This window comes from Paenibacillus tianmuensis, assembly GCF_900100345.1.
GTDB lineage: Bacteria > Bacillota > Bacilli > Paenibacillales > NBRC-103111 > Paenibacillus_G > Paenibacillus_G tianmuensis.
In genome coordinates this window covers 20,065-42,747 of record NZ_FMTT01000042.1, presented here as the reverse complement: position 1 = coordinate 42,747, position 22,683 = coordinate 20,065, and the positions used below count along the sequence as shown (strand labels likewise).

Annotated in this window: 17 protein-coding genes and 1 riboswitch; of the genes, 4 read left to right on the top strand and 13 right to left on the bottom strand. The window is 58.0% G+C overall.

Annotated elements, in window-relative coordinates; genetic code table 11:
* Nucleotides 1-15: 15 nt before the first annotated feature.
* The 6 genes from tatA to BLO51_RS22100 form a co-directional block, all read right to left on the bottom strand.
* A complete protein-coding gene (gene tatA / locus BLO51_RS22125; protein WP_090675289.1) occupies nt 16-279 on the bottom strand; it encodes a twin-arginine translocase TatA/TatE family subunit in 264 nt (87 codons plus the stop codon).
* Between the two features lie 42 nt (nt 280-321).
* Nucleotides 322-1,326: a molybdopterin-binding protein gene (locus tag BLO51_RS22120; RefSeq protein ID WP_090675288.1), complete on the bottom strand. Its 1,005-nt coding sequence runs from the start codon at nt 1,324-1,326 to the stop codon at nt 322-324.
* Nucleotides 1,316-1,816, bottom strand: a complete 501-nt coding sequence (mog, locus tag BLO51_RS22115; protein ID WP_090675286.1) for a molybdopterin adenylyltransferase — start codon at nt 1,814-1,816, stop codon at nt 1,316-1,318. Before mog ends, BLO51_RS22120 begins: the two co-directional genes overlap by 11 nt.
* A gap of 33 nt (nt 1,817-1,849) precedes the next feature.
* Nucleotides 1,850-2,344, bottom strand: a complete 495-nt coding sequence (gene moaC, locus BLO51_RS22110) for a cyclic pyranopterin monophosphate synthase MoaC (protein ID WP_090675284.1) — start codon at nt 2,342-2,344, stop codon at nt 1,850-1,852.
* Nucleotides 2,337-2,972: a 5-formyltetrahydrofolate cyclo-ligase gene (locus tag BLO51_RS22105; protein ID WP_090675283.1), complete on the bottom strand. Its 636-nt coding sequence runs from the start codon at nt 2,970-2,972 to the stop codon at nt 2,337-2,339. Before BLO51_RS22105 ends, moaC begins: the two co-directional genes overlap by 8 nt.
* A gap of 269 nt (nt 2,973-3,241) precedes the next feature.
* On the bottom strand, nt 3,242-3,817 hold the full coding sequence (locus BLO51_RS22100; protein ID WP_174551296.1) for a biotin transporter BioY: 576 nt from the start codon (nt 3,815-3,817) through the stop codon (nt 3,242-3,244).
* Nucleotides 3,818-3,942: 125 nt separating this feature from the next.
* Between BLO51_RS22100 and BLO51_RS22095 the strand changes: the two genes are divergently transcribed.
* The 3 genes from BLO51_RS22095 to BLO51_RS22085 all read left to right on the top strand — a co-directional run bounded on the left by BLO51_RS22095 (nt 3,943) and on the right by BLO51_RS22085 (nt 8,620).
* On the top strand, nt 3,943-4,773 hold the full coding sequence (locus BLO51_RS22095) for an ATP-binding cassette domain-containing protein (protein WP_090675281.1): 831 nt from the start codon (nt 3,943-3,945) through the stop codon (nt 4,771-4,773).
* Complete coding sequence (locus tag BLO51_RS22090) at nt 4,764-6,497, top strand: ATP-binding cassette domain-containing protein (protein ID WP_090675279.1); 1,734 nt, start codon at nt 4,764-4,766, stop codon at nt 6,495-6,497. The genes BLO51_RS22095 and BLO51_RS22090 overlap by 10 nt, the downstream gene beginning before the upstream one ends.
* Before the next feature lie 149 nt (nt 6,498-6,646).
* Nucleotides 6,647-8,620: an ABC-F family ATP-binding cassette domain-containing protein gene (locus BLO51_RS22085; protein ID WP_090675278.1), complete on the top strand. Its 1,974-nt coding sequence runs from the start codon at nt 6,647-6,649 to the stop codon at nt 8,618-8,620.
* A 33-nt stretch (nt 8,621-8,653) separates the two neighbouring features.
* Here BLO51_RS22085 and BLO51_RS22080 read toward each other — a convergent pair whose 3' ends face one another.
* Entirely contained in the window at nt 8,654-11,023 is a 2,370-nt protein-coding gene (locus BLO51_RS22080) for a hypothetical protein (RefSeq protein ID WP_143006939.1), read from the bottom strand.
* 720 nt (nt 11,024-11,743) lie between these two features.
* Entirely contained in the window at nt 11,744-13,156 is a 1,413-nt protein-coding gene (locus BLO51_RS22075; protein ID WP_090675275.1) for an NCS2 family permease, read from the bottom strand.
* Nucleotides 13,157-13,257: 101 nt separating this feature from the next.
* Nucleotides 13,258-13,358: riboswitch (purine riboswitch) on the bottom strand.
* 228 nt (nt 13,359-13,586) lie between these two features.
* Here BLO51_RS22075 and BLO51_RS22070 point away from each other — a divergent pair.
* Nucleotides 13,587-14,129 carry an NTF2 fold immunity protein gene (locus tag BLO51_RS22070; RefSeq protein WP_245719770.1) on the top strand — a complete coding sequence of 181 codons (543 nt, stop codon included), beginning with the start codon at nt 13,587-13,589 and terminating at the stop codon, nt 14,127-14,129.
* A gap of 126 nt (nt 14,130-14,255) precedes the next feature.
* On the opposite strand, the gene guaA is transcribed toward BLO51_RS22070, so the two are convergent.
* The 5 genes from guaA to BLO51_RS22045 form a co-directional block, all read right to left on the bottom strand.
* Complete coding sequence (gene guaA, locus BLO51_RS22065) at nt 14,256-15,794, bottom strand: glutamine-hydrolyzing GMP synthase (RefSeq protein WP_090675273.1); 1,539 nt, start codon at nt 15,792-15,794, stop codon at nt 14,256-14,258.
* Between the two features lie 449 nt (nt 15,795-16,243).
* Entirely contained in the window at nt 16,244-18,730 is a 2,487-nt protein-coding gene (locus BLO51_RS22060; RefSeq protein WP_090675272.1) for a transglutaminase TgpA family protein, read from the bottom strand.
* Entirely contained in the window at nt 18,711-19,994 is a 1,284-nt protein-coding gene (locus BLO51_RS22055; RefSeq protein WP_090675270.1) for a DUF58 domain-containing protein, read from the bottom strand. Before BLO51_RS22055 ends, BLO51_RS22060 begins: the two co-directional genes overlap by 20 nt.
* Before the next feature lie 14 nt (nt 19,995-20,008).
* On the bottom strand, nt 20,009-20,983 hold the full coding sequence (locus tag BLO51_RS22050; RefSeq protein WP_090675269.1) for an AAA family ATPase: 975 nt from the start codon (nt 20,981-20,983) through the stop codon (nt 20,009-20,011).
* 118 nt (nt 20,984-21,101) lie between these two features.
* The gene (locus BLO51_RS22045; protein WP_090675267.1) at nt 21,102-22,517 is read right to left on the bottom strand and encodes a polysaccharide deacetylase family protein; all 1,416 of its coding nucleotides are present in this window, start codon (nt 22,515-22,517) and stop codon (nt 21,102-21,104) included.
* Nucleotides 22,518-22,683: the final 166 nt, after the last annotated feature.

Sequence of the window (22,683 nt, the reverse complement as noted above, 5' to 3'; positions counted from 1 at the left end):
AGTACGAGGGCCTCCCTAATCCGGCAAACGACGCGAGTCTTGTTTCGTTTCCTGTTGTACAGCATGCGGCTGTGGCTGCTGCGCAGGCGGCGGGGGCGTAACGTCTTGCCGCGGCGGCTCTGGCGCATCCGTCCCCATCAGATCGCGGGCGCCCTGCTTAAACTCGCGCAGCGTCTTGCCTAGTGCCCGTCCGAGCTCCGGCAGTTTGTTCGGGCCGAACAATAGTAAAGCAATGAGTCCGATAAGCAAAATTTCGCTAAATCCTATATTTCCGAGCATATCGAGTATCCTCCTTCCGTGGAGATGTTGCCTGTTCATCAACTAACAGCCGTAAAGCCCGCCGTAACCGAGCTCGGTAATGTCCGTCCGGGTAATCGTTTCTCCCGCGCAAATGCGCGGCAGCAGAACGTCAAACGACGTGTATGGATCGTGCATGACACAGCCGGGCAGCCCCATAATCGGAACGCCGTCCAGATAGCCCATCAAAAGCATGGAGCCGGGAAGCATCGGGGTGCCGTAGCTGACAACGGACGCTCCGGCACGCTTGATGGCGCCGGGCGTCCGATCGTCCGGGTCTACGGACATGCCGCCGGTAACGAGAATAAGATCCGCCCGGTCTTCCTCCAGGAAGCGGCGGATTTCCTGTGCGATCGTTTCGCTGTCGTCCGGCGCAAACCGTTGTTCGATCACTTCCGAGCCGAGCGCCACGAGCTTGTTGCGTACGGCGGGACCGAATTGATCCTCAATCCGGCCCTTGAACACCTCGCTGCCGGTTGTGATCAGTCCTGCCCGCAGCGGGCGGAACGGCTTGACCTCTACTATAGGGTATCCCGCGGAAGCGGCGATGCGCTCAACTGCTGTAATGCGCTCTTCTTCTATAACAAGCGGAATGACACGGGTCCCCATCAAGGAACGGCCGGGTTCCGCCACCGTATTCGTTTTCACGGTCGACATGATGACTTGGTCCAGCGAATTGACCTGGTCGATCCGGTCTTTGTCGATCTTGACCAGACCGCGGATCGCGGACTTGAGCGTGACTTTGCCTTCGTGCGGCTCGGTCAGCGTGATGCCCGCTCCATGCGCAGCCTTCGCCATCCGCAAGGCCGCTTCGTCTTCGTGGAGATAGCCCTGCGCCAGACGAAGCGTATAAATATGCTCCTTGCCGATGCTGAGCAGCGCCGGGATGTCCTCCTCGCGAATCACGTGTCCTTTTTTAAACAGGCGGCCCTTGAACTTTCCGGGAATAATCTGGGTCAGGTCATGCGCAAGCACCATGCCGACGGCTTGTTCCACAGGAACCTCTTCGAGCATCGAATCATGCTTCATCGCCGTGGTCTCCCTCGCGTCCGGTCAGAATGGCAAGCGCGTGAGGCAGTTGGTCGATAACGGCCGATAAATTTTCCGAAACCCCCTTAGGGCTGCCGGGCAAGTTCAGGATCAGCGTCTTGCCGCGAATCCCGGACACGGCCCGGGAGAGCATCGCGCGCGGCGTCTTTTGCAGCGAATACATGCGCATCGCTTCGGCAAAGCCCGGAGCATGACGATCGATAACGCTCAAAGTCGCTTCCGGCGTGACATCCCGCACGGCGAGACCTGTGCCTCCGGTTGTCAAAATGAGATCGGCCCGGAAATAATCCGTCATTTCGATCAACGCCGCCATAATTTCATCTTTCTCGTCAGGCACGACACGGTATTCGATAATTTGGCCGTTTATTTCTTCTTCAATCAATTCCCGAATGACCTGTGCACTCGTGTCTTCCCGCTCTCCGCGCGAACCGCGATCGCTAGCGGTCAAGATAGCCACTTTCCAGCGCATACATCTGCTCCTCTCCCGGATCTCATTAAGTCTCTATGGGGCTGCGTGAAAATCTCCGCTCTTGCCGCCGGTTTTGGTCAGCAGCAGCGTCGGTCCGATCTGCATCGTTTTCTCCGCAGCCTTGCACATATCGTAGACCGTCAGCGCCGCGGCAGATACGGCCGTGAGCGCCTCCATCTCCACACCGGTCTGTCCCTTCGTGCGGACGGTCGCTTCGATGGTTAATTGCCCCTCATCGTTATCGCTAAACCGGACATCGACGCCGGTCAACGCAATCGGATGGCACATCGGAATCCAATCCGACGTTTTTTTGGCAGCCATGACCGCGGCAACCTGCGCAACGGCCAGTACATCCCCTTTGCCGATGCCTCCCTGCCGGATCAGCTCCAGCGTAGCCGGAAGCATCGTAACGGTCGTGCGGGCCGTCGCCGTACGGACGGTTTCCTGCTTGTCCGAAATGTCCACCATGCGCGCCCGGCCTTGTTCGTTCAGATGGGTAAGCGGAGACGGCTGCCGCTCCTCAGTCATGGACATCCGCTCCCTTCTCCGTCAAAACGCGGGTTTCCGTCATCAGCTCGTCGATCCGGAAATCGAACAGTCCCATCGGGACTTCCGGGATCAACTGCTCCTCGTAAGACGCTGCCAAAATATAAGGCTTCGACAAGCCGGTACGGACATACTGCTGCATAAAACGGTCGTAGAAGCCGCCGCCGTAGCCAAGCCGGCCCATATTGACATCGAACGCCAGTCCCGGAACCAGCGCGACATCCACCTGACGGATATCGAACAGCTGCTGCGCTTTGGCTATGGGTTCGCGGATTCCCCACGTTCCGCGCTCCAAGTCGGCATACGAACGCACCTCGAACAGCTTCATCTGCTTATAGGCGGGTACGACCTTCGGGACGACGACGCGCCAAGGACGATCCCAGCAGGCTTCCATGACCGGGGTCACGTCCACTTCGGTTTTGACCGGCATATAGGTGAGCAGTGTTGGACGTCTTCTCATCGACGGCTCGGGACGAAGCAGCGCTTCCAACCGTTCGATCAGCTTGTCGCTGATAATCTCGGACTTACGCTTCCGTTCGTCCTCTGGGATGGCCGAACGAACCGCTTCGGCCTGGCGGCGAAGTTCAATTTTTTTCTCTTTAATATTCATGAAACGGCCTCATTTCATCGGGTCGATTCTGGATTAACAATATTCTAATGGGTACCGTGCTCGATGGCAAACCCCTTATGGGGCATTTTCTCCTAGTTTAACATAAATCGAAGCAAAATAACGAATTTCTACGATTTTACCCAAAAACTCGCGGCAAAATAAAAAATCTTCTTACATAATAAAAAAGCCTGCCCGAAGGCAGACGTATTATGTAAAGAGGAAGCTTCGTAGATTAACGTGAAAACGAAAAATTCCCCGTCGTATCATTCCTACTCTTGGGGAATTCCTTGGCCTGTTAGCCGTTCCGGCGGAAACACTTGACGCACGGAGGCGATAATCAGGGTGGCCGCGGCAACCTTGATCGCATCGCCGATCAGATACGGGTAGCACCCGGCAACCATGGCTTTGGAGAGCGACATGCCCGTTACATAAGCGAGCCATGGCACTCCGCCTACATACAGCAGCAGCGAGCCGAACAGCTCGAGAACAAGAAATGCAGCAGCGTATCCCCATATGCCACGAATACGTATCCGCGGCAGCAGCCAGCCGATCAGAAGAGCGGAGATTGGCCACATCCACACATAGCCTCCGGTCGGCCCCAGCAGAACGCCTAATCCCCCTGTGCCATGCAGCAGCGGAAATCCGATGGCCGTCAGCACCACGATAAGCGCCATGCTCAAAAAGCCGTACCGCGCGCCGAGCAGCCCGCCTGCCAGCATAACGGCCAGCGTCTGCAGGGTGATAGGTACGGGCGTAAAGCCAAGCGGAATGCTGATAAATCCAAAAAGTACGACGAACGCAGCGAACAGCGCACTAAAAACAATGCCTCGAAGCGTAAGCTTCATATTGATGAATGCCTCCTTTTTTGGTATGGTTATGATGAATAAATCGTCAACCAATAACTATTATATACGGTTAACAATTGAGGATTATAGCACACGGTTTTTAAAAACGAAAGGATTTTTTACCTATGTCTTCTTCCTCCTTCATAGCCTTGCAGGAAGCATCCGTAAAGTACCCGACCGGCTCGGGCGTGCATCAAGCTTTGTCCAACGTCACGCTGCTCATCGAGTCCAGGGAGTGGGTAACCGTTGCAGGTCCGAACGGGAGCGGCAAAAGCACGCTGGCCGGTGTACTGCTTGGTACGTGCCGGCTTACGACGGGGCGGATGGTCCAGAAAGAGCGCATGGACATCCGCGGCGTACTGCAGCATCCGGAGGCCCAGCATATTGGCGATACGCCGGCCGAAGAGCTTGCTTTCGCGTTGAATGACCAGCATTTGAGCAAGGAGGAGCTGAGGCAGATTCAAAAGCAAGCGCTGCTTCGGGTGGGGCTCGAATTGTCACCCGAAACGCCGCTGAACTCCTTGTCCGGAGGGCAAAAGCAGCTCGTCAACATCGCCATGGCACTTGCAACCGCTCCCGATGTGTTGGTGCTGGATGAGCCGACCGCCATGCTCGATCCGGCTGCAAGAGAACTAGTGCTGCGGGTCATCCGGCAAGCTCATCTTCAGGGAACGACCGTCGTATGGATTACGCATCGGCTGGAAGAAGCTGTCCACGCAAGCCGCATGGTCGCTTTTCAGAAAGGCGAGATAGCGTTTGACGGAGCGCCGGAAACGTTCTTTTATGGAGATCTGGCTTCGGATTCGGATTTGGAGACGCCATGCGAGCGAATCGGACTTGCCCCTCCCTTCGTCGTGCAGACGGCGCTGCATTTAAAGAAAAAGGGACATAACCTGACGGCCCGCCCCTTAAGCTATGATGATTTGGCGAAGGCGGTGAGCCGCTTATGCCTCTGACGCTGCACAACGTAAGCGCAGCAGCTCCGGACGACCCGAACCGACGCTTGTTAAGCGATGTCCATCTTACATTCGAAGACGGAACGGTTACGCTGCTCGTCGGACATACCGGCTCCGGCAAGTCCACACTGCTTCACCTGCTGGCAGGCATGCGGCCGCCCTCGTCGGGCGACATTCGTCTGGATGACGAGCCGTTATGGCGCCGCAACCGGGTCACCCGGCCGCTTCTTCTTCGGCTCGGCTTGACGTTCCAGTTTCCGGAGCAGCAACTGTTCGCTCGAAGCCTTCGACAGGAGTTCGGCTATTCGCTGCGTCCGTATGGGCTTACAGCGATAGAAAAGGAACGACGCATTCAATCCGCTTGCGAAGACCTCGGCCTCGGCGCCGCGTTCGACCCGGATCGTTCTCCGTTCGCGCTAAGCGGGGGCCAGCGGCGCAGGCTTGCTTTAGCCACAACAATCGCTACTTCACCGGATTGGCTCCTGATGGATGAGCCTACAGCAGGTCTTGAATCGGCGGCTGCCAAAGAGCTGCTCCGGTACGTGCAAGCCCGCCGAGCGGCCAAAGGCGGCATGATTATCGCGACTCATGATTTGGACTTGTTTCTTCCTCTGGCAGACCGCGTGATTGTGCTCAACCACGGTACGATCGCAGCCGATGGGACACCGGCCGCTCTATGCGGCAATCCCGAACCGTTCGTGCAAGCGGGAGTCGGACTCCCCAGCTGCGTCCTGCTTTCGCACGCGCTGGCGAGGAACGGCATTGCCGTGATGGACGAAGGTAAGCTTTCGCCCGAGGATTTGGCCGATGCAATAGCAGCGCAGTTGAAAGAGCGACGCGGCGTTGCGATAAAGGACGGCAAACCGCAGATTGAATCCCAATCAGATGAATCTGCACTGCACGTGCCGCTTCCGCCGCAGAGTCAAGCGGCCGGCCTGTCCCAAGAAAGCGTACATCCGCCTGCCGCTGCCAAATCGCTCTGGTATCGGCTTGATCCGCGCACCAAATGGCTGCTGTATTTTTTCATTGTCATAGGCACGATGCTGCAAAGCAGCTGGCTCGGACTTGCCTGCGCCGCATTGCCGATTGCCGTCGCCTATATCGGACTGTCCCGCTCCGCACTGCTCGGCGCAGTCAAACTCCTAAAACCCTTAGCATGGTTCATGCTGATCTCCGTCGGCTTGGCCGGGTTAGAGTGGACGGCAAGCGGCAGCTTTCCCTTCGTCGGGTTTTCCCTTGAGCGCTCCCTTGCTACCGGCTTGAACGTGTTCCGCCTGTTTCTGATCACGCTCGCAAGCTACTGGTTCGCGGCTGCAACGCCTTACGGACGTATGGTGCAAGGCCTTGCCTGGGGGCTCGGATATGCGAAGCGGTTGAGGCTTCGAACGGATTCGTTTGCTTTGGCGGTATCGCTCATGTTCAAGTTTATCCCGATGATCGTGCGCGAATGGCAGCGGTTCTCGGATATCGTTCGAGCAAGAGGCAAAGCGGCTGTCCGGCCAGGAGCCGTACGGGGACGCGATATGCCGGCGTTGGTCGTCCCGCTCCTGCTGGCGCTGTTCCACCGGGCGGAGGAAGTGACCTCGGCTCTGGAGATGAAAAAAATCGGCCGCCGAACCGCGCTCTTGAGCCATACCGAAGCTCTTCGCCTGACCCGCGCCGACGGACTCGCCATCGTCTCAGGTATCCTTCTTCTTGGCGGGCTTGCCGTCTTGCGCGGCTGACTTAACAAAAATCCCCCTTCGTCGCACGTGAAGCTATCAGCTTAACGTGAGCGGAGGGGGATTTCGGTTTCGTTCAAGCGGGCAAATATGCTAAACTGAGGGAGATTGTCGCCTTTTCAGGACTTTGATTTCAGGAGGCTTTATTCATTATGCTGCTTCAAGTTTCATCCATCACGAAAAGCTACGGCGTCAGTACCGTACTTTCCAATATATCGCTACAAATCGAGGAGCGGGAGCGCATCGGACTCGTCGGCGTCAACGGCGCAGGCAAATCGACGCTGCTTGAAATCATCGCGGGCGAACTGTCTTACGATTCGGGGAGCATTTTTAAGGCCAAAGAGACGAAAATCGGCTATTTAAAACAAAACAGCGGATTAACGTCGGACCGATCCATCTGGAACGAGCTTATGAGCGTATTCGACCGTTTGCTGGAAATGGAAGAAGAGCTGCGACGGCTGGAAACGCGCATGTCCGATCCGGACGTACTGGCCGACGAGAAAAAAAACGAGGAAACGATGCGCCGCTATGCCGAGCTGTCAGATGCATTCCGCGAGCGTGGCGGCTACGAGATCGAGGCTAGAATTCGCGGAATCTTGAGCGGGATGGGCTTCGGACACATGGACCCGGCTACCCCGGTGCAGACGTTGAGCGGAGGGCAGAAGACACGGCTTGCACTGGCCAAAATGCTGCTCGAAGCGCCGGACCTGCTGCTGTTGGATGAGCCGACGAACCATTTGGACATTCCGACGCTGACGTGGCTGGAGCAGTATTTGCGCTCCTATCCCGGAGCCATCCTGGTCGTCTCCCACGACCGCTATTTTCTCGATTCGCTCGTCGGCGCCATCTATGAGATCGAACGAACGGCGTCGCGACGGTACACCGGAAATTATTCGCGGTACATTGAGCTGAAAGCGGCGGATTACGAGGCGCAGTTCAAGCAATACGAAAAACAGCAGGAAGAAATTTCGAAAATGGAAGACTTCATCCAGCGCAATATGGTCCGGGCTTCCACCACCAAACGGGCGCAAAGCCGCCGCAAAGCGCTGGAAAAAATGGAGCGGCTCGACAAGCCGCTCGGCGAGCTGAAGCGGGCCAGCTTCTCGTTTGAGGTCGAGGCGACTTCCGGCAGGGAAGTGCTCGACATACGAGGACTGTCCATATCCTACGATCGGCAGCAACCGCTGGCGCAAGGCATTACGTTCCAGTTGCGCCGAGGCGACACGGCCGCCTTGATCGGTCCGAACGGAATCGGGAAATCGACCTTGCTGAAGACGCTGATCGGGCAGCATACGCAGGACCGCGGGGCCTTTGATTGGGGAACGAATGTCAAAATCGGCTACTACGATCAGGAGCAGACGGGCCTGAACCCGAACCAAACCGTGCTGGAAGAAGTATGGAGCGCCTTTCCTCATCTGGAGGAAGCGCGAATCCGCACGGTGCTCGGCAACTTTTTGTTTAGCGGCGAGGATGTGTTCAAGAAGGTCGGCTCGCTCAGCGGCGGCGAGAAAGCCCGGGTCGCGCTTGCGAAGCTGATGCTGCAAAAAGCGAACGTGCTTATTCTTGACGAGCCTACGAACCATTTGGATTTGTACAGCAAGGAAGTGCTCGAATCGGCCCTGATGGAGTATGAAGGCACTCTGCTGTTCATTTCCCACGATCGTTATTTCTTGAACAAAATGGCCGAGAACATGCTGGAATTGGACAAGGACGGAGTAACCGTCTACCTTGGCAACTACGACGATTATGTGGAAAAGAAGCAGGAGCTGGCCGAGATGCAGCAGCAGCGGCTGGCGGAAGCGGCAAGCCGCGGAGGCGCGGAATCCGCCAAAGGCCGCGGACAAGCGGAAGGCGGCGCGGCGAAACCGGCTGAACCTGGCGTCGGCAGCGATTACGAGGCCGGAAAACAGGCGAAGCGCGAAGAGCGCACCCGCTTGCGCAAGCTGGAGCAATTGGAGCAGCAGATTGCGCAGCTGGAGGAGGCCATCGGCGGCTTGGAGGCTGAGCTGACCGACCCAGACGTGTATAACAACTACGTGCTCGTGCAGGAGAAGAACGCAGCTTTGGAAGCGAAGCGCGAACAGCTTGCGGAATGCTACGAGCAGTGGGAGCAGCTTGCGGAATAGTACGGTTATCTTGGAGGGCGCCTATCGTTGCGATCAGGCGCCCTCCAGTTTTAACAGCAGCAGCGGCACGCTGCTGTAGACGATCATCGCCGCGGCGGCGACAATGCCGGAATCGTTCAAGACGAGCGCGGCCAGCGCGCCGATGACGTTGGCATAGCACCCGTGCATCAGGTACGGGTAGCGCTGCTCCCACAGGCGCAGCCACCCTAAGGGTCGCAGCACCAGAACGGCCATCACGGCCAAGGCCGTGAGCAGCACTTTGCTCCAAGCGGAGACGCGGATCAGGTGAACGTTCATCGCCAGCTTGCGGGCGATGACTGCGCCGATCACGTCGTAGCGCCCGTGGCGCAGGTCATCGAAGGCGCGGCCGATATGGCTGCTAGGCCCGCTTCCGCCGGAGGCCAAGGCGTTGCTGGCCGCGGGCGATGCCGTAGCGGCCGCTGCGCTCGGGGCTGCGGCGGCGCTTGGCTCTCCGGCCGGGCCGGGGAGCCAAGCGGTGTTCAGCAGCCAGAGGCCCGCCAGCGCCGCGCCGAGCGGCAGCGCGACCGCCAGCGCGAGGCGGCGCAAGCGCAAGGCGCCGCCAGCGGCGAGCCGGGCCGCCAGCGCGCCGAAGGCGGCGGCGGCGGCGAGCGCGCCGCCGGCCTCGCTGCCGAGCGCAGGCGCTGCGAGGCAGCCCGCGACGGCAGCGCCGACGATGGCGGCAGGCGCCGCCTCGCGCCAGGCGCTGCCGCGGCCGACAGCGTGGGCGCGCCCCGGGCCGCCCGCGCTGGTCTCACGCTCAGCCGTGTCGGCGGGCCGCAGCGCTTCTTCCCCTGCCTCAGCGTCACTGCCCTTAAGCCGCCGCGTCCTCATCCGCCTGACCTGCAGCCACGCGCTCAACCCAAGCAGCGAGGCGCCGAGCAATACGCCCATAAACTCGTTGCCGATTCCGTAATAACGCGCGCCGACGATCGGATCGTACCCAAGCACCGAACGCTTCATCGCTTCGGCGCCGGTGCAGCCGTCAAACAAGATCAGCGCGCCGGTTGCCGCTCCGATCCATCCAAGCGTGCGCATAAGCTGTGGAATTTCCCGGGAGCCCGCCGCAGCAAGCGTTCCGAGTGCGAGAGGAGCGGCAAGCGCCAAGCCCGCCAGTAGCGGCTTGTCCAAATGCGCTGCCCAGCCCAGCGCCAGCAGGACGCCGGGCGCAAGCAGCACCGAAAACAGCAAACCGCGCATCCATCTCCGCAAGCGCCCGGTCAGCTTCACCCACCGTAGCGCGATAAGCCCCAGCAGCATCACGGCCACTTCGTACCCGGCAAGCCCGTATAATAGCGTAGGCCGCAGCGCGTAGACGTTGGCCATCTGCCGCATATCGCTCAGCAGTACAGCAAGCGGTGACATGCTATCGTGTCGTCCCGATTCGGCGCTCGCGATAGGCAAACCGATCATACCCTCCGGACGTGCCAGCCCGAATTCCCCCAGCAGCGACGGAGCCACATCGACAGCCGCAACCAGCCCCGGACGCCGTGTCGTAGCCGTAGACATCAGCGTGCCTTCCGTTGCGGCCGGAGACCAGCGGATGACCGGGGGTAGCTGCCATTTTTCTTTCCATGCCTCCGAATGCACCCTCGGGCTGACCAGCCACAGCACATGACGTCTGCCGGACGCTTCCATCTCGCCCGTAAGCTTCGACAACAGCCAATCCGTCTGCTCTAGCACCGCCTTTTTCCGTTCGGTAAACCGGGCAGGCTCGTACCAAGTCTTCTCTGTGTACAACCGGTACCAATCGCCAAGCTCCATCACCGCGAGCGCCCCGCGATCCGTCCCATCCGCAAGCGGCGGCTTACGTCCGGTAACAAACGCTCTCCATTCCTCAACCAGCCGTTCCGTGTCCGTCCTGACAGCCGAAGGCATGGCGGCATCGGCGATGAGAGTGCCCCGGCCCACATCCCCTGCCGCTACCGTTCCCTGACCGTCCATGATCATAAGCGGAGCAGGCCGCTTGAAGCGATCCATTCCTCCTCCCGGCTCATCAAGATTGCCCCACACCCCCAAGCGGACGCCATGACGTTTCAACGTTTCTCCGAGCAAACCCGGCCGGGCCAAGTAATTCCCTTCCGCGTTGTTCCATTTGAGTGAGGGATAAGCCGGGACTAGCACCGAGACGCTTGAAGCCGCAGCCTCCTCTCCATCGGCGGCAAACCTCCGTATGAGCGCTAAGGCGGACTGCCCGTCTCGCCGCTCCGTACGGTTCCACCCTTCGCCTCCTTTGCCGTCCGCCGGCGTTCCCGCCCCCCAAGTCGCGTACACCGACTCGAGTCCTTTATAGGGGACGCGAACATTCATTGCTGCTATTCGTCCCGTTGTCGCCAGTTTCCGCAAGGCCGGAAGACGGTCCAACCACTCCGGCTGTAGCTCCATAAACGATAACCCGGGAATGGAAACAACCGTAACAATCGGAGAATTTTCAGAATTGGGGGTAACTTCCGATTTTTCCTTAGGAATGGGGATAACCTGATGATGGGATATCGAATTTATCCCCATCCCATAAACTGGGGAGGGTTTAAAGAATCCGTTCATCCACAGAAACGACACGGCCACGATACAAACGATCCCTTTGGCATACAACTTGGAGGCTTTTCGAAGAATCGTTCCATTGCGCATAATGTACCGCCTTCCCTTGCCAATGGAATTCGTCGTATGCAGCGTATCGCACGTGCAATAGCATCGAAATTTTGCATGCTCCGCCAAATCCCTTACAAAGAGCTCTTTTCCGTACTTTGCCCAATTCGTTCCGCTTTATCCAGCTTATCCCCTGTACCAGAGCTATTCACTCTATCCACAACATTATCCCCATAAAAAGGTGTCAAATTCTCTAGAAAAAACAGGCTTTTTCAAGGAATCCACAAACTTATTCACATTATCCACATGTTCACTATGAAAAATTTATCCACTCCCCCTTGGGAAAACGGATCACTCTAAATGTTCTTCTGACGCGGGTTTCCGGAATTACCCACACTATGCACAGAGGTTGTGGATAACTATATCCACAACCTCTACTCCAGCTTTTCGTCGCTTCATCAACTAAAAAAGCCCGCCGTCTCATGTAAGAGACGACAGGCAAATCCACAATCGCAAGCTTTATTCTCCGCCGACAAATATATAGCGGGCGACCACGAGCACGGCCAGCAGCCACATCAGCCAATGCACTTTGTATTGGCCCTTGCCGCCCAATTTGGCGACCGTCGCCAGCAGCACGTAGCTGACGATCCCGAACGAAATCCCGTTCGCGATATTATACGTGAACGGCATAAGCGCCACGATCAGAAAAGCCGGAATACCATACACCAAATCTTGAAAATCGATCTCGCGCACCGACTGCATCATCAGCACGCCCACGATGATCAGAGCCGCCGCCGTAGCCGGACCCGGAATGAGCGCCGCAATCGGCGCCAGAAAGAGCGCCAGCAGGAAGCATACGCCCGTCGTAACTGCCGTAAGACCTGTACGTCCGCCTTCGGCTACCCCCGCAGAGCTTTCGACAAACGCGGTCACCGTACTCGTTCCGACCAACGCGCCGGCGCTGACGCCAACAGCGTCGACCATCATCGCTTTGCCGACTTTTTTGTTGCCTTCTTCCTTGTTCTTCATGAAGCCCGCCCGGTTGGCCGTGCCTACGAGCGTGCCGAACGTATCGAACATCTCGACAAACGTGAACGTCGCAATGACCGAGATGATTCCCGCATTCATAATACCGGCGAAATCGAAATGACCGAATGCCAGCTTGCTCATGTCGGGCACCCAGGTCGTTTTGTCGCTTGTCAGGTTGGCGAAATTCACCATAGGCGAGCCGTCCGGATTGTGCATGAACACGCCGACGAGCGTCGTGAGTATAATCCCGAACAAAATCGCTCCACGGACGCGCAGCACCATCAGAATGGAGATGAGCGCCAAGCCGATAATGCAGAGCAGCACGCTCGGGTCCTTCATGCTCCCGATATGGAATACCGTTTCAAACGAAAGAACGTTCGTATATTTGTGCGCCGGAATGTCTTTGCCCGCTTCCACCGCAACTGTCAGCAGACCGCTGTTCTTCACTCCGATAATCGCAATGAAGAGCCCGATCCCTACGGTAATCGCGTGCTTAAGGCTGTCCGGCACGGCGACCAGCAGCAGCTGCCGCACTTTGGTTACCGTCAATACGATAAAAATCAAACCCGAAATGAAGACCGCCGTCAATCCCATTTGATACGTGAATTGACCTTGCGATGCTAAAATGACCGTTGCAAAATAAGCGTTGAGCCCCATCCCCGGCGCAAGCGCAACCGGAAAGTTGACGAACAGGCCCATCGCAATCGTCATTACGCCTGCGGCAATCGCCGTGGCCAGAAACACCGCCGTCCAGTCCATGCCTGTCGCCCCGGAGCCGAACGCGCTAAGAATGTTCGGATTCACAGCCAAAATGTAGGCCATCGTCATAAACGTCGTCAGCCCGGCCATGATCTCGGTACGTACGGTGGTACCGTTTTCCTTCAGTTTAAAAAACCGCTCCATTCTAGAAATCCTCCCACAATATTTAATCGGAACAACGACGAAAAGCCCGGGTAACGACCCCGGGCTATCAAGCAAAAGAAGGCTCCACGGATATATCCGTGGACCGTCCTATCCTTGTTCGTAGCCAGATCATTTACGGTGATCTCGTAGAAACTTCCAGGCCAATTCCCGGAATTATACGAAACGGTTATTCCTTTGTTGTCAACATTCCTTATTCTAAAATCGGGAGCGGCGATTGTCAAATGTTTTTCCGAACAATCTGCGTAATAGTGATAATTTCGTTCGGAATCGTGGCCGATGGCTTTATTGATATGTGGTAGACGAATAATTTCGATTGATGAGGATACCGTCGAAATTTTAACCATTTATACATTTTTCTGAATATGAAAGAAAAGCCTGTGTTATAATTCATAATTGATGGAGTAAGTAGATGGAAGTGCATAGATTCCTCCTGGATCTCAACAATCTCTTTGAGGGTGATTTCAAAATGAGTTTTATGGATGGTTTGGAGCAATTCATAGCGGAGCAGGAGCGAGAACGTGACCGGCTTCGAGTCAATCAAATCACCGTACGGGTCGACCATAAGAAAAAGAGCAAACGCAACGTTTATCAAAAGGAAAAAGTCATCGAATATGGCTTTGTAGAACGTGATTTGGATGATGAGAATTTAATTGGGAGGTTTGAACTCTATTTCGCCGATCGCGACACTCTTCTCCAGCAAGATCGGTTTGGAAATGAAATTGCTTTTGGTGAGCTTACAGATGAACATGCAGTTGCAACGGCAATCTTCTCCTATTTAGCGGAGTATTATTCTCATTTTTTGGAGGAAACTCCCTTCGCTATCAGCTATAACCCTATTGCAGAAGCTTGGATTGTCGAAGGAACTCTTCCTCCGGGATGTCAAGGCGGGGTCATTTATTATGCTCTTGCAAAAGAAAATGGAAAGCTTCTCATGATGTATGGAACGAGATAAATCGCAAAAGAAATGAACATTTTTCTCACGCTATGCATATAAAAAATACTCTCTTTTATTCGCAAATAACGCAAAATAAAAGAGAGTATTTGGGGCACTCAATAGTTGCTGGTGTAAGGAAACTTCCTATTCCCACTCAATGGTTGCCGGTGGTTTCGAGGTAACATCGTACACGATGCGGTTGACGTTATCAACCTCGTTGACGATCCGTACCGAAATTTTCTCCAGCACGTCCCACGGAATACGAGCCCAATCGGCGGTCATGCCGTCGATCGACGTTACGGCGCGGATGCCGACGGTGTACGAATACGTACGCTCGTCCCCCATGACGCCGACGCTTTTCATATTGGGAAGCGCGGTAAAATATTGCCAAATTTCGCGGTCAAGACCGGCTTTGGCGATTTCGTCGCGAAGAATCGCGTCGGATTCGCGTACGATGTGCAGCTTCTCCTCCGTGACTTCGCCAAGCACGCGGATGGCAAGTCCCGGACCCGGGAACGGCTGGCGCCATACGATAGCCGCCGGAAGGCCGCATTCCTCACCAACCTTGCGGACCTCGTCCTTGAATAGCGCTTTGAGCGGCTCCACGAGCTCGAACTTCATGTCTTCCGGCAAGCCGCCGACGTTATGGTGCGATTTGATCGTTTGCGCCGTTGCCGTGCCGCTTTCCACAATGTCCGTGTACAGTGTGCCTTGGGCAAGGAACGCGAAATCGCCGAGTTCGGCCGATTCTTCTTCAAAGACGCGGATGAATTCCGTGCCGATGATTTTGCGTTTTTGTTCCGGATCGTCCACGCCGGCGAGCTTGCCAAGGAACCGTTCGCGCGCGTCGATTTTGACGACGTGCATATCGAATTTGCCGACGAACGTGTCCATGACGCTTTCCGCTTCGCCTTTGCGCAGCAGACCGTGATCGATGAACATACAAGTCAATTGGTCGCCGACCGCTTTATGAATGAGCGCCGCCACGACGGACGAATCGACGCCGCCGCTGAGCGCGCACAGCACTTTTTTATTGCCGACCTGATTGCGAATGTCGCGGATCGTATCCTCGATGAACGATTCCATGCTCCACTTGCCCTCGCAGCCGCAAATATGATACAGGAAGTTGCGGATGATATCGTTGCCGTAGACGGAGTGACGCACTTCCGGATGGAATTGAACGGCGAACATTTTTTTCTCCGGATGGCTCATGGCCGCTACAGGAGCATGCTCGGTGCTAGCGTCAATGATGAAGCCTTCCGGCGCTTGGACGACAAGATCGCTGTGGCTCATCCAAACCGTTTGTTTTTTATCGAGGCCATGCACCAAACCGCACGCGTCGGTGAAATCGACCTCGGCTTTGCCATACTCCCGCTTCGATGCCCGTTCCACCTTGCCCTGCAATTGATGCGCCATCAGCTGCATGCCGTAGCAAATTCCGAAAATCGGCACGCCAAGCTCGTACACAGCCGGATCGACCAACGGCGATGCTTCTCCGTACACGCTGGCGGGGCCTCCCGAGAAAACGATGCCTTTCGGCTGCAGCGCTCTGATTTTTTCAATCGGGGTGTTATAAGGCAGCAATTCGCTGTAAACGCCCAAGTCGCGAATCCGACGGGCGATGAGTTGGTTGTACTGTCCGCCAAAGTCGAGCACCACAATGATTTCGTTCGGCTTGTCCATGTTAAGTAAGTTCCTCCTGGCTTCTTCGTTCGTTTTCAATGAAACTTATTATAAACTTCTCCCCGGCAAAGGGCAATGCCTGAGCGGAAAGTCTCGCCGCAGCGCCGATGTAAGCGTTATATCTAATCCATAAAGCTCCAGAAAAGGGTTTTCAGGAAAGGAAAACCGGCTCAGGGCAGTATTCGGTCTGCCACCTATATTATGTACAAAGCGTGATATCGAATATGATGCTGGGAGTATGTGTATAAACGAAACCGTGACGCATGCCGCTGGGGAGATGTGGACGATACGATGCTCCTCTCTTCGGATGTGCACTGTGGGTAAGCTGTGAGCGGTTTGCATATAGTCACCAGTTGTCGTGGGTTCATTGAGGAAAAAAGGAGGTTGCATAGACCGACCTACGGAAGAGAAAAGCCCGGAACGGGAGGCGGCTCTTCGCGGAAGAGCGCCTACGGTTCCAGGCTCCGGTTTTGACGCAGGCGCCGCCATGCGTCCGTGAGCATACGGCGGGTAACCTGCCCCTGCGGGCCATGCGGATCGGCATAGCGCACCGTTTCAAGCAGTTGCGCCAGTTGGAGCAGCGTGATGCGCTGCGCCTCGCTGCGGCAGCGGCGGGTATTCGCGTATTCGCGCAGCGTTTGCTGCGGCGCCGCACGGCCGTACGAGCGCTGCAGCCGCCGCCACAGCCGGTCGGCGAAGCGGTGCAACGAGGCCCGGTGCAAGCTGCCGCGGGAGTGGGCAGCCTGCACGGGCTCGCAGCGGATGGCCCGACGTCTGCTGAGGAAAGCCAGAAGGAAGCCGCCGACAAGGAGCGGTGCTATCGGCCATAGGAAAAGCGGCGCAACTGCGATGCTCCGTAAAAAGGATACTGCGGCACGCATCCACCCTTCGACCGAGGCGACAGCCGCGGATAACGTGGCTTTTACACGATCCAATGCGGTATTTGCAAAATCGGTCAGCGACGCGGCCCATTGGGATATGAGCGACCGTTTTGCCGCTTCGTTATTTGCCGTTAGAGCTGCGGTTGAGGCAGCCGCAGGGACCTCGTCAGCAGAAGCTCTTCCTGATAGAGCAAAACCGGGAGTCGGCTCGAACGGAACCCAACCGACCGACGGAAAATACGCTTCTACCCAAGAATGCGCATGCTTTTGGCGCACTTGGACGACGTAGCGTTCGTCTCTGTCGGCGGTCCGGGACACCGCCTCGCCAGGCGCGAATCCTTTGACCCAGCGGGCCGGTACCCCGGCGGAACGGAGCAGCACGACCATCGCGGTAGAAAAGTGATCGCAATATCCGGTCTTTTGCTCGAACAGGAACCGGTCGACGAAGTCCTCGTTCTTACCCGCGGCTCGCGTTCCTTCCAAGCTGTAGACATAATGCTTCCTTAAATAACGCTCGATCGCCTCCGCTTTCGCATAGGGCGTCTGCAAGCCCATAGTTAGCTGCTCTGCAAGGCGACGGACTCGATCCGGCAGCGAGGCGGGAAGCTGCAAAAACCGATGCCTCACGTCTTCGGCATAATCGGTCCCCGCATCGGCCGCCGGTATTGTGCGATCGGTCAGCACCAAAGCGTCGACTTCGTAGGAAACGAGCGGGTCCGTTAAGGCCGGGACCGTATACCGGTCTGTCGTGTCCTGCTTCCAGACCCATTCGGTCGGAATCGGCTTCCCTTCGGCCGACTGCATCGACGCCACCCGTTTAAGTTCGCCGCCCGCGAAGAGCTGGCGGTTCAAGCTCGGAGAAGCGATGCGGATTTCCTGCCGAACGAGGGTGGAAGCCGCCGAACGCAGTCGGCTGTCCTCTTGCCTTTCCGTCTGATTGGGCACGAACGCGGCCGGCGGGTCATTCACTGCCGCCCAGCCTTGGCCGGTATAAAAGCTTTTGGCCTCGCCCCGCCAGTAAGTAAGCCTGGGAGTAACCGCCGTAAAAGCCAGGCTGTCGTCCTGCTGCAGAGGTCGCCCGAGCTTGCCGTCGTCGGAGCCGTACCCTGTGCGGGCTCTCGTCTCCGACGTCCATCCGTGCCGCTGCAGCCATGCTTTGCTTAATAAGCGGTCTTCAAGCGACCGGACATACCCGGACCAGTCGGGGGTCCGCATATCCTGCGGATGCAGCGACGCTCCGAGCAGACCGGCGCTAAGACAGGCTGCCGTTAGCAGCAGCGCGGGAAGGATGCGCGTCTGTTTTTCGGATGCAGGATTGGAAGAGAACGCTTCTCCCCGCCAGCGATTTGCCCGTCCGGGCTGAAGCATGGCTTGAAGCAGCAGTCCGAAGCCCGTACAGCGCAGCACGGCGTGAAACATATCCAAGGCCAACACGGTCTGAAAGCACGCCAAATAGCCAAGCGTCAATCCGAGAAACCAAATCAGCTGCCGACGCTCCAACACGAACGATTGCACGACGGACACAAAGAATGACCAGCCCGCCATAAAACAAAGCGTCCGTGTCGCAGGCTCCCAGCTCGCCACATTCCCCTGCAAGCCTTCGGCGGCATCGGCGGCCAGCTCGCGACCCCATTGAAGCCACCAGGAGGGGGAAGGCATCGATTGTCCGTTATGAATCCAAGCCGTTACGGCAACGATCCATAACGCTTTGGCCGACCAAGCTGCCGGTCCCGGCAGGCGGAACGTATCCAACAGCATGAATGCTGCAAAAGTAACGGCGAACGGAGCGATACTATATATCTCAGTAAGCTCCGACAATCTGCGCAGCGGGTACAGCCACTCGAGCAGCAGCAGAAGCAGCAGCACGCTGAGGGCGACGTCTCCCGCCCAATTGGCGGGAGTTCGCGCCTCCTCGCGGAAGGCGCTGACGCAAGCTGCGGTCGCTGCGCGAGCGCGAGCAGCAACAGCCGTGCCCTTGCCGCAGGCTGCGGGAGAGGCAAGATCCTCCGCCGGCTGATCGGCGCGAGGATCGGTGTTAGGTGCCGATAGCGGCATCGGCGGCACCTCCTCTCGGCGCCGCAGCGGGCCTATGCGACGCCAGGATCGTGACCGGGCAGCCGAGCGCTTCGAGCTGCCGCACCCATGCGTGCGCGGGCCCGGGCCATGCCGCCCCGGGCTCGTGCACGTATACGACGCGCGCGGCGCCCCGCGGCAGCCCGCGCAAAGCCGCGGCCAGCTGCGCGTCGGCGCGGGCCGTGACGAGCGTGAGCGCCGCGCCGCCCGCACTCCGCGCTTCGCGCAGCGCGAGCTCGGCGAACGCGTCGGCGCGCGCCTCGCCGCGCGGCACCGCCGCGAGCAGCCGCAGCAGCTCGCCGTCGCGCCCGCGCCCCTGCGCCTCGGCGGCGCCGGACTGGCCGTCGCTGACGGCCAGTCGCACCCGCGCGCCCTGCTCAAGCGCGCGCCGCGCAAGCCCCGCCGCGGCCTCCGCCGCCGCCGCGAGCGCAGGGTCCGCCCACAAGGCGGCTCCTGCGCTCCCTCCGGCTCCGGCCGCGTCAAGCACGATGAGCTGCCGCCCGGCGGCAGGCAGCTCCGTCTCTTTCGCGCGCAGCTCGCCCGTGCGCGCGCTGCTGCGCCAATGGATCCGGCGAAGCGGATCTCCTGGCGCGTAAGGCCGCGTGCCGCTCACCTGCGGCACGGGGTCCGAACCCGGCGGCCGCCGGGAAGCCGGACGCGCCCCTTCTGGGGCCGCGCCCGGCAGCGGCGTCGCCGTACCCGAACCTCCGGGCAGCGCCCACAGCTGCCCGCCGCCTGCGCTTTCGCGCTTCGCCTGCACAAGCCCGAAAGCGTCCACGGCGCTCACGATCAGCGCCTCCTGCCGGTACACGCCGCGGGCAAGCCCATGTACCGTACAGCGCATGACGGCGTCGCGTCGGAAGCCCGCTTCTGCCGTTCCTCGCCGGACGATCCGCTCGCCGGTGCCCTCGTGTACCCAACGCTCCTCCACCCGCAACCGCCCGCCGAACAGCGGCAGCCAGGCCGCGGAAAGGCGGTAGGCCATCGTTACCGGTTCCCCGCTATAGACAAACCGGTCAGCGCTCGACCCGCACTGGATGTGTTCCGGAGCAACCTCCATCCCGTCAGACAGTCTTTCTATCCGCAGCCCGCGTCCAGCCGCAACGCGAAACAACCCGAGATAAACAACGAAAAAAGCCCAGACATAAACCAAAAACCAAGCCGTCCGGCCGCCCCAGCCAAACGCCCACCAGCCGAGAAGCACCCCGCAGCCCCCGATCCATCCGATCACCAATAAGCTCCGCATGTCTGCCGCCTTCTTCAGCCTGCGGCATGCCGGCGGACCGGCAGCGGCGCGCTCGCGACGACCGAAGCGACAAGAGCTTCCGCCTGACGGCCGGACAGCAGCGCAGACGGCGCCAGCGTCAAGCGATGCGCCAGTACGGGGACAGCCAGCTCCTTTACGTCATCCGGGATGACATAGCTGCGGCCCTTCAGGAACGCCTGCGCCTGAGAGGCCCGCATCAATGCGACCGAAGCCCGGGGACTGGCGCCGAGCGAGACGTCTGGATGCCCACGGGTTGCCGTCGCAAGCTGGACGATGTACTGCTTGATCGTATCGTCGACATGAACGGCGCGGGCTTCTTTTTGAAGGGAGACAAATTCCTCCTGCAGGACGACCGTACGAATTTGAGCGAGCGGAAACGGCTCTTCCATCCGGCCCAGCATCTCCACCTCGCCAAGCGGGTCGGGATAACCGAGACGCAGCTTCACCATAAACCGGTCGAGCTGGGCTTCGGGCAGCGAGAACGTGCCCTCGAAGTCGACGGGATTTTGCGTCGCCAGAATAAAAAACGGTTCCGGCAGCGGGTAAGTCGTTCCGTCGACCGTCACCCGCTTCTCTTCCATCGCCTCCAGCATGGCGGCTTGCGTCCGCGGCGATGTGCGGTTCAGCTCGTCGGCCAATACGATGTGGGCAAGCAGAGGTCCCGGACGGAATTCGAATTCGCCGCTGCGTTGGTTATACACCGAAACCCCGGTCAGATCGGACGGCAGCAAATCCGGGGTGCATTGAATCCGCTTGAAGGTGCTGTCGATCGTTCTCGCCAGCGCGCGCACAAGCATCGTTTTGCCTACGCCGGGAACGTCTTCCAGCAGCACATGCCCGCCGCAAAGCAGCGCTACGAGCAGCTTTTCGATGACCTCCCGTTTGCCTACGATGACCTTTTCCACCTGATACACGATCCGCTCAAGCACCGCCTGCGGCGAATCGGTCACATTTACAGATTTCGTCATCCTGAAAACCTCCTGCCTGAATCTTGGTATGCAAGCTTTTCCAAATCTTGCATTCTAGCATTCAGTATGTCCGGTTTTCGTAGCTTTTAGACTTGCGCGAGAGGTTTCCTCATGGTCGTCAAATAGGCATCCATCCGGTCCAGTAGCCGCCATAGACTGCCGCCAGCACCTCCACAGTCCCCCGTTCGTGCGGAACGTCGCTGGACAGCACCCGGTCGCCCAGCAGCTCCAACGTTTGACGGAGCGGCACATACAGCGTCCCGTTCGCGAGCTCCATTTCAGGAAACGGGAGAATGTGCGCCTTTGCTTCGGGATTCCATTCGGCTGCAGGACGCCGTATCCTCAGCTCCTGCCGGGCTAAATCGTATTCGGCCGTAATCGCTCCATAGCGGACGACCGCCGTCCGGCGCTCGGCGTTCCACTCTACGGTTCCGCCCATCGCTGCGATCAATGGTCTCAAAGGTACCCTATAGCTCCCATCCTGAAAACGGAACTGCTCCTTCGTTAAAGCAAGCGTACGGTCGCCCATACGCACATTCAAACGATCCGGCCCTCCCCTTTGAGCGGCTTCCGTATAAGCGATGGCCGCGGGCGAGCCAGGCAGCGCTTTCGGAGCGTTATCCTTGCCCAGAATATCCTCTACAGCCCAAAGCTCCCGATGTTCGTGCGCAGTGGTTAGCAGGTTATCGAACGATTCGCGATTTTCCGTTCTGGACCACTTCAGTTTCCCGCTGGAAAACTGTACCGGCTTCACTCCCGGGGTGAGCGAAGCAAAAGCGTAGCCTTTCTCTTTAAATAACCGGATGACCCTGGGAAGCGCTTTAACCGTCTCGTCATGTCCCGAACCGTCGTGCATCAGCACAATGACCTCGTTTCCGAACGGTCCTTTTTCCACCGCACGGACAATCTGGTCCGCCGTCATCCCAGGTCGCCTTGCATCTTCGCTGTCGATGGTCCAATCGTAAATCTCGTAGCCGGCCTGCCCCAAATAATAGAAATAAAAAGCGTCAAAATTGCCGTACGTTCCGCCCGGAGCACGGACCAAACGCGGCCTGACGCCCGTCGTCTCCAGCAATATATTTTCCGTCTTCTGAACCTGCTCCCAAAATGTGCGAAAATCGGAATACAGCTCCCAGTAGACGTGATTATAGGTATGATTGCCAAGGGCGTGGCCGTCCTCCACGATACGCTTCGCTGTATTCGGGCGCTCCTGCACCTGCCCGCCCAGCACGAAGAAGGTGGCCCGGACGTCCTCTTCCCGCAAAATGTCCAGCACCTTCGGGGTCAGCTTGCTCGGCCCGTCGTCGAAGGTCAGGTACACCGTCGGCTTCTCCGCCGGGGTAAAGTTTTTTTCGATGGCTATACGTTTGCCCGATTGCAGCTGCGTAAATAAAGCTTCCTCTCCTTCATGACCGGGTGCCGCCCCCGCCGTGTGCGTCAAGACCGTAAGCCACAGGATCGTGAGGCAAAGTATCGATGTCCACCAAACGGTGCTTATCATGCGGAACGAAATAGCATGCGGTCTGCGCTTCATGAGAGATCCCTCCGTATAGTTCTATGAGATGGTTATTGATAGAATATATGGATGAATTTTCTCTTTTATGACCGGAGCGCCGCCTTGAAAAGATACGCCGGACGAGTATGGAAGAAAGGATTGACAAGGAGAATGGAACGAGGTAGAATTTTTCACGATAATGATA

Bases quoted from the DNA above. Each gene is read 5' to 3' on its own strand.
- BLO51_RS22045 (WP_090675267.1), bottom strand. From the start codon at position 22,517: ATGAAGCGCAGACCGCATGCTATTTCGTTCCGCATGATAAGCACCGTT.
- BLO51_RS22055 (WP_090675270.1), bottom strand. From the start codon at position 19,994: ATGCGGAGCTTATTGGTGATCGGATGGATCGGGGGCTGCGGGGTGCTT.
- guaA (WP_090675273.1), bottom strand. From the start codon at position 15,794: ATGGACAAGCCGAACGAAATCATTGTGGTGCTCGACTTTGGCGGACAG.
- BLO51_RS22085 (WP_090675278.1), top strand. From the start codon at position 6,647: ATGCTGCTTCAAGTTTCATCCATCACGAAAAGCTACGGCGTCAGTACC.
- BLO51_RS22050 (WP_090675269.1), bottom strand. From the start codon at position 20,983: ATGACGAAATCTGTAAATGTGACCGATTCGCCGCAGGCGGTGCTTGAG.
- BLO51_RS22120 (WP_090675288.1), bottom strand. From the start codon at position 1,326: ATGAAGCATGATTCGATGCTCGAAGAGGTTCCTGTGGAACAAGCCGTC.
- BLO51_RS22070 (WP_245719770.1), top strand. From the start codon at position 13,587: ATGGAAGTGCATAGATTCCTCCTGGATCTCAACAATCTCTTTGAGGGT.
- BLO51_RS22080 (WP_143006939.1), bottom strand. From the start codon at position 11,023: ATGGAGCTACAGCCGGAGTGGTTGGACCGTCTTCCGGCCTTGCGGAAA.
- tatA (WP_090675289.1), bottom strand. From the start codon at position 279: ATGCTCGGAAATATAGGATTTAGCGAAATTTTGCTTATCGGACTCATT.
- BLO51_RS22095 (WP_090675281.1), top strand. From the start codon at position 3,943: ATGTCTTCTTCCTCCTTCATAGCCTTGCAGGAAGCATCCGTAAAGTAC.
- BLO51_RS22100 (WP_174551296.1), bottom strand. From the start codon at position 3,817: ATGAAGCTTACGCTTCGAGGCATTGTTTTTAGTGCGCTGTTCGCTGCG.
- BLO51_RS22105 (WP_090675283.1), bottom strand. From the start codon at position 2,972: ATGAATATTAAAGAGAAAAAAATTGAACTTCGCCGCCAGGCCGAAGCG.
- BLO51_RS22075 (WP_090675275.1), bottom strand. From the start codon at position 13,156: ATGGAGCGGTTTTTTAAACTGAAGGAAAACGGTACCACCGTACGTACC.
- BLO51_RS22060 (WP_090675272.1), bottom strand. From the start codon at position 18,730: ATGCCGCTATCGGCACCTAACACCGATCCTCGCGCCGATCAGCCGGCG.
- BLO51_RS22090 (WP_090675279.1), top strand. From the start codon at position 4,764: ATGCCTCTGACGCTGCACAACGTAAGCGCAGCAGCTCCGGACGACCCG.
- mog (WP_090675286.1), bottom strand. From the start codon at position 1,816: ATGCGCTGGAAAGTGGCTATCTTGACCGCTAGCGATCGCGGTTCGCGC.
- moaC (WP_090675284.1), bottom strand. From the start codon at position 2,344: ATGACTGAGGAGCGGCAGCCGTCTCCGCTTACCCATCTGAACGAACAA.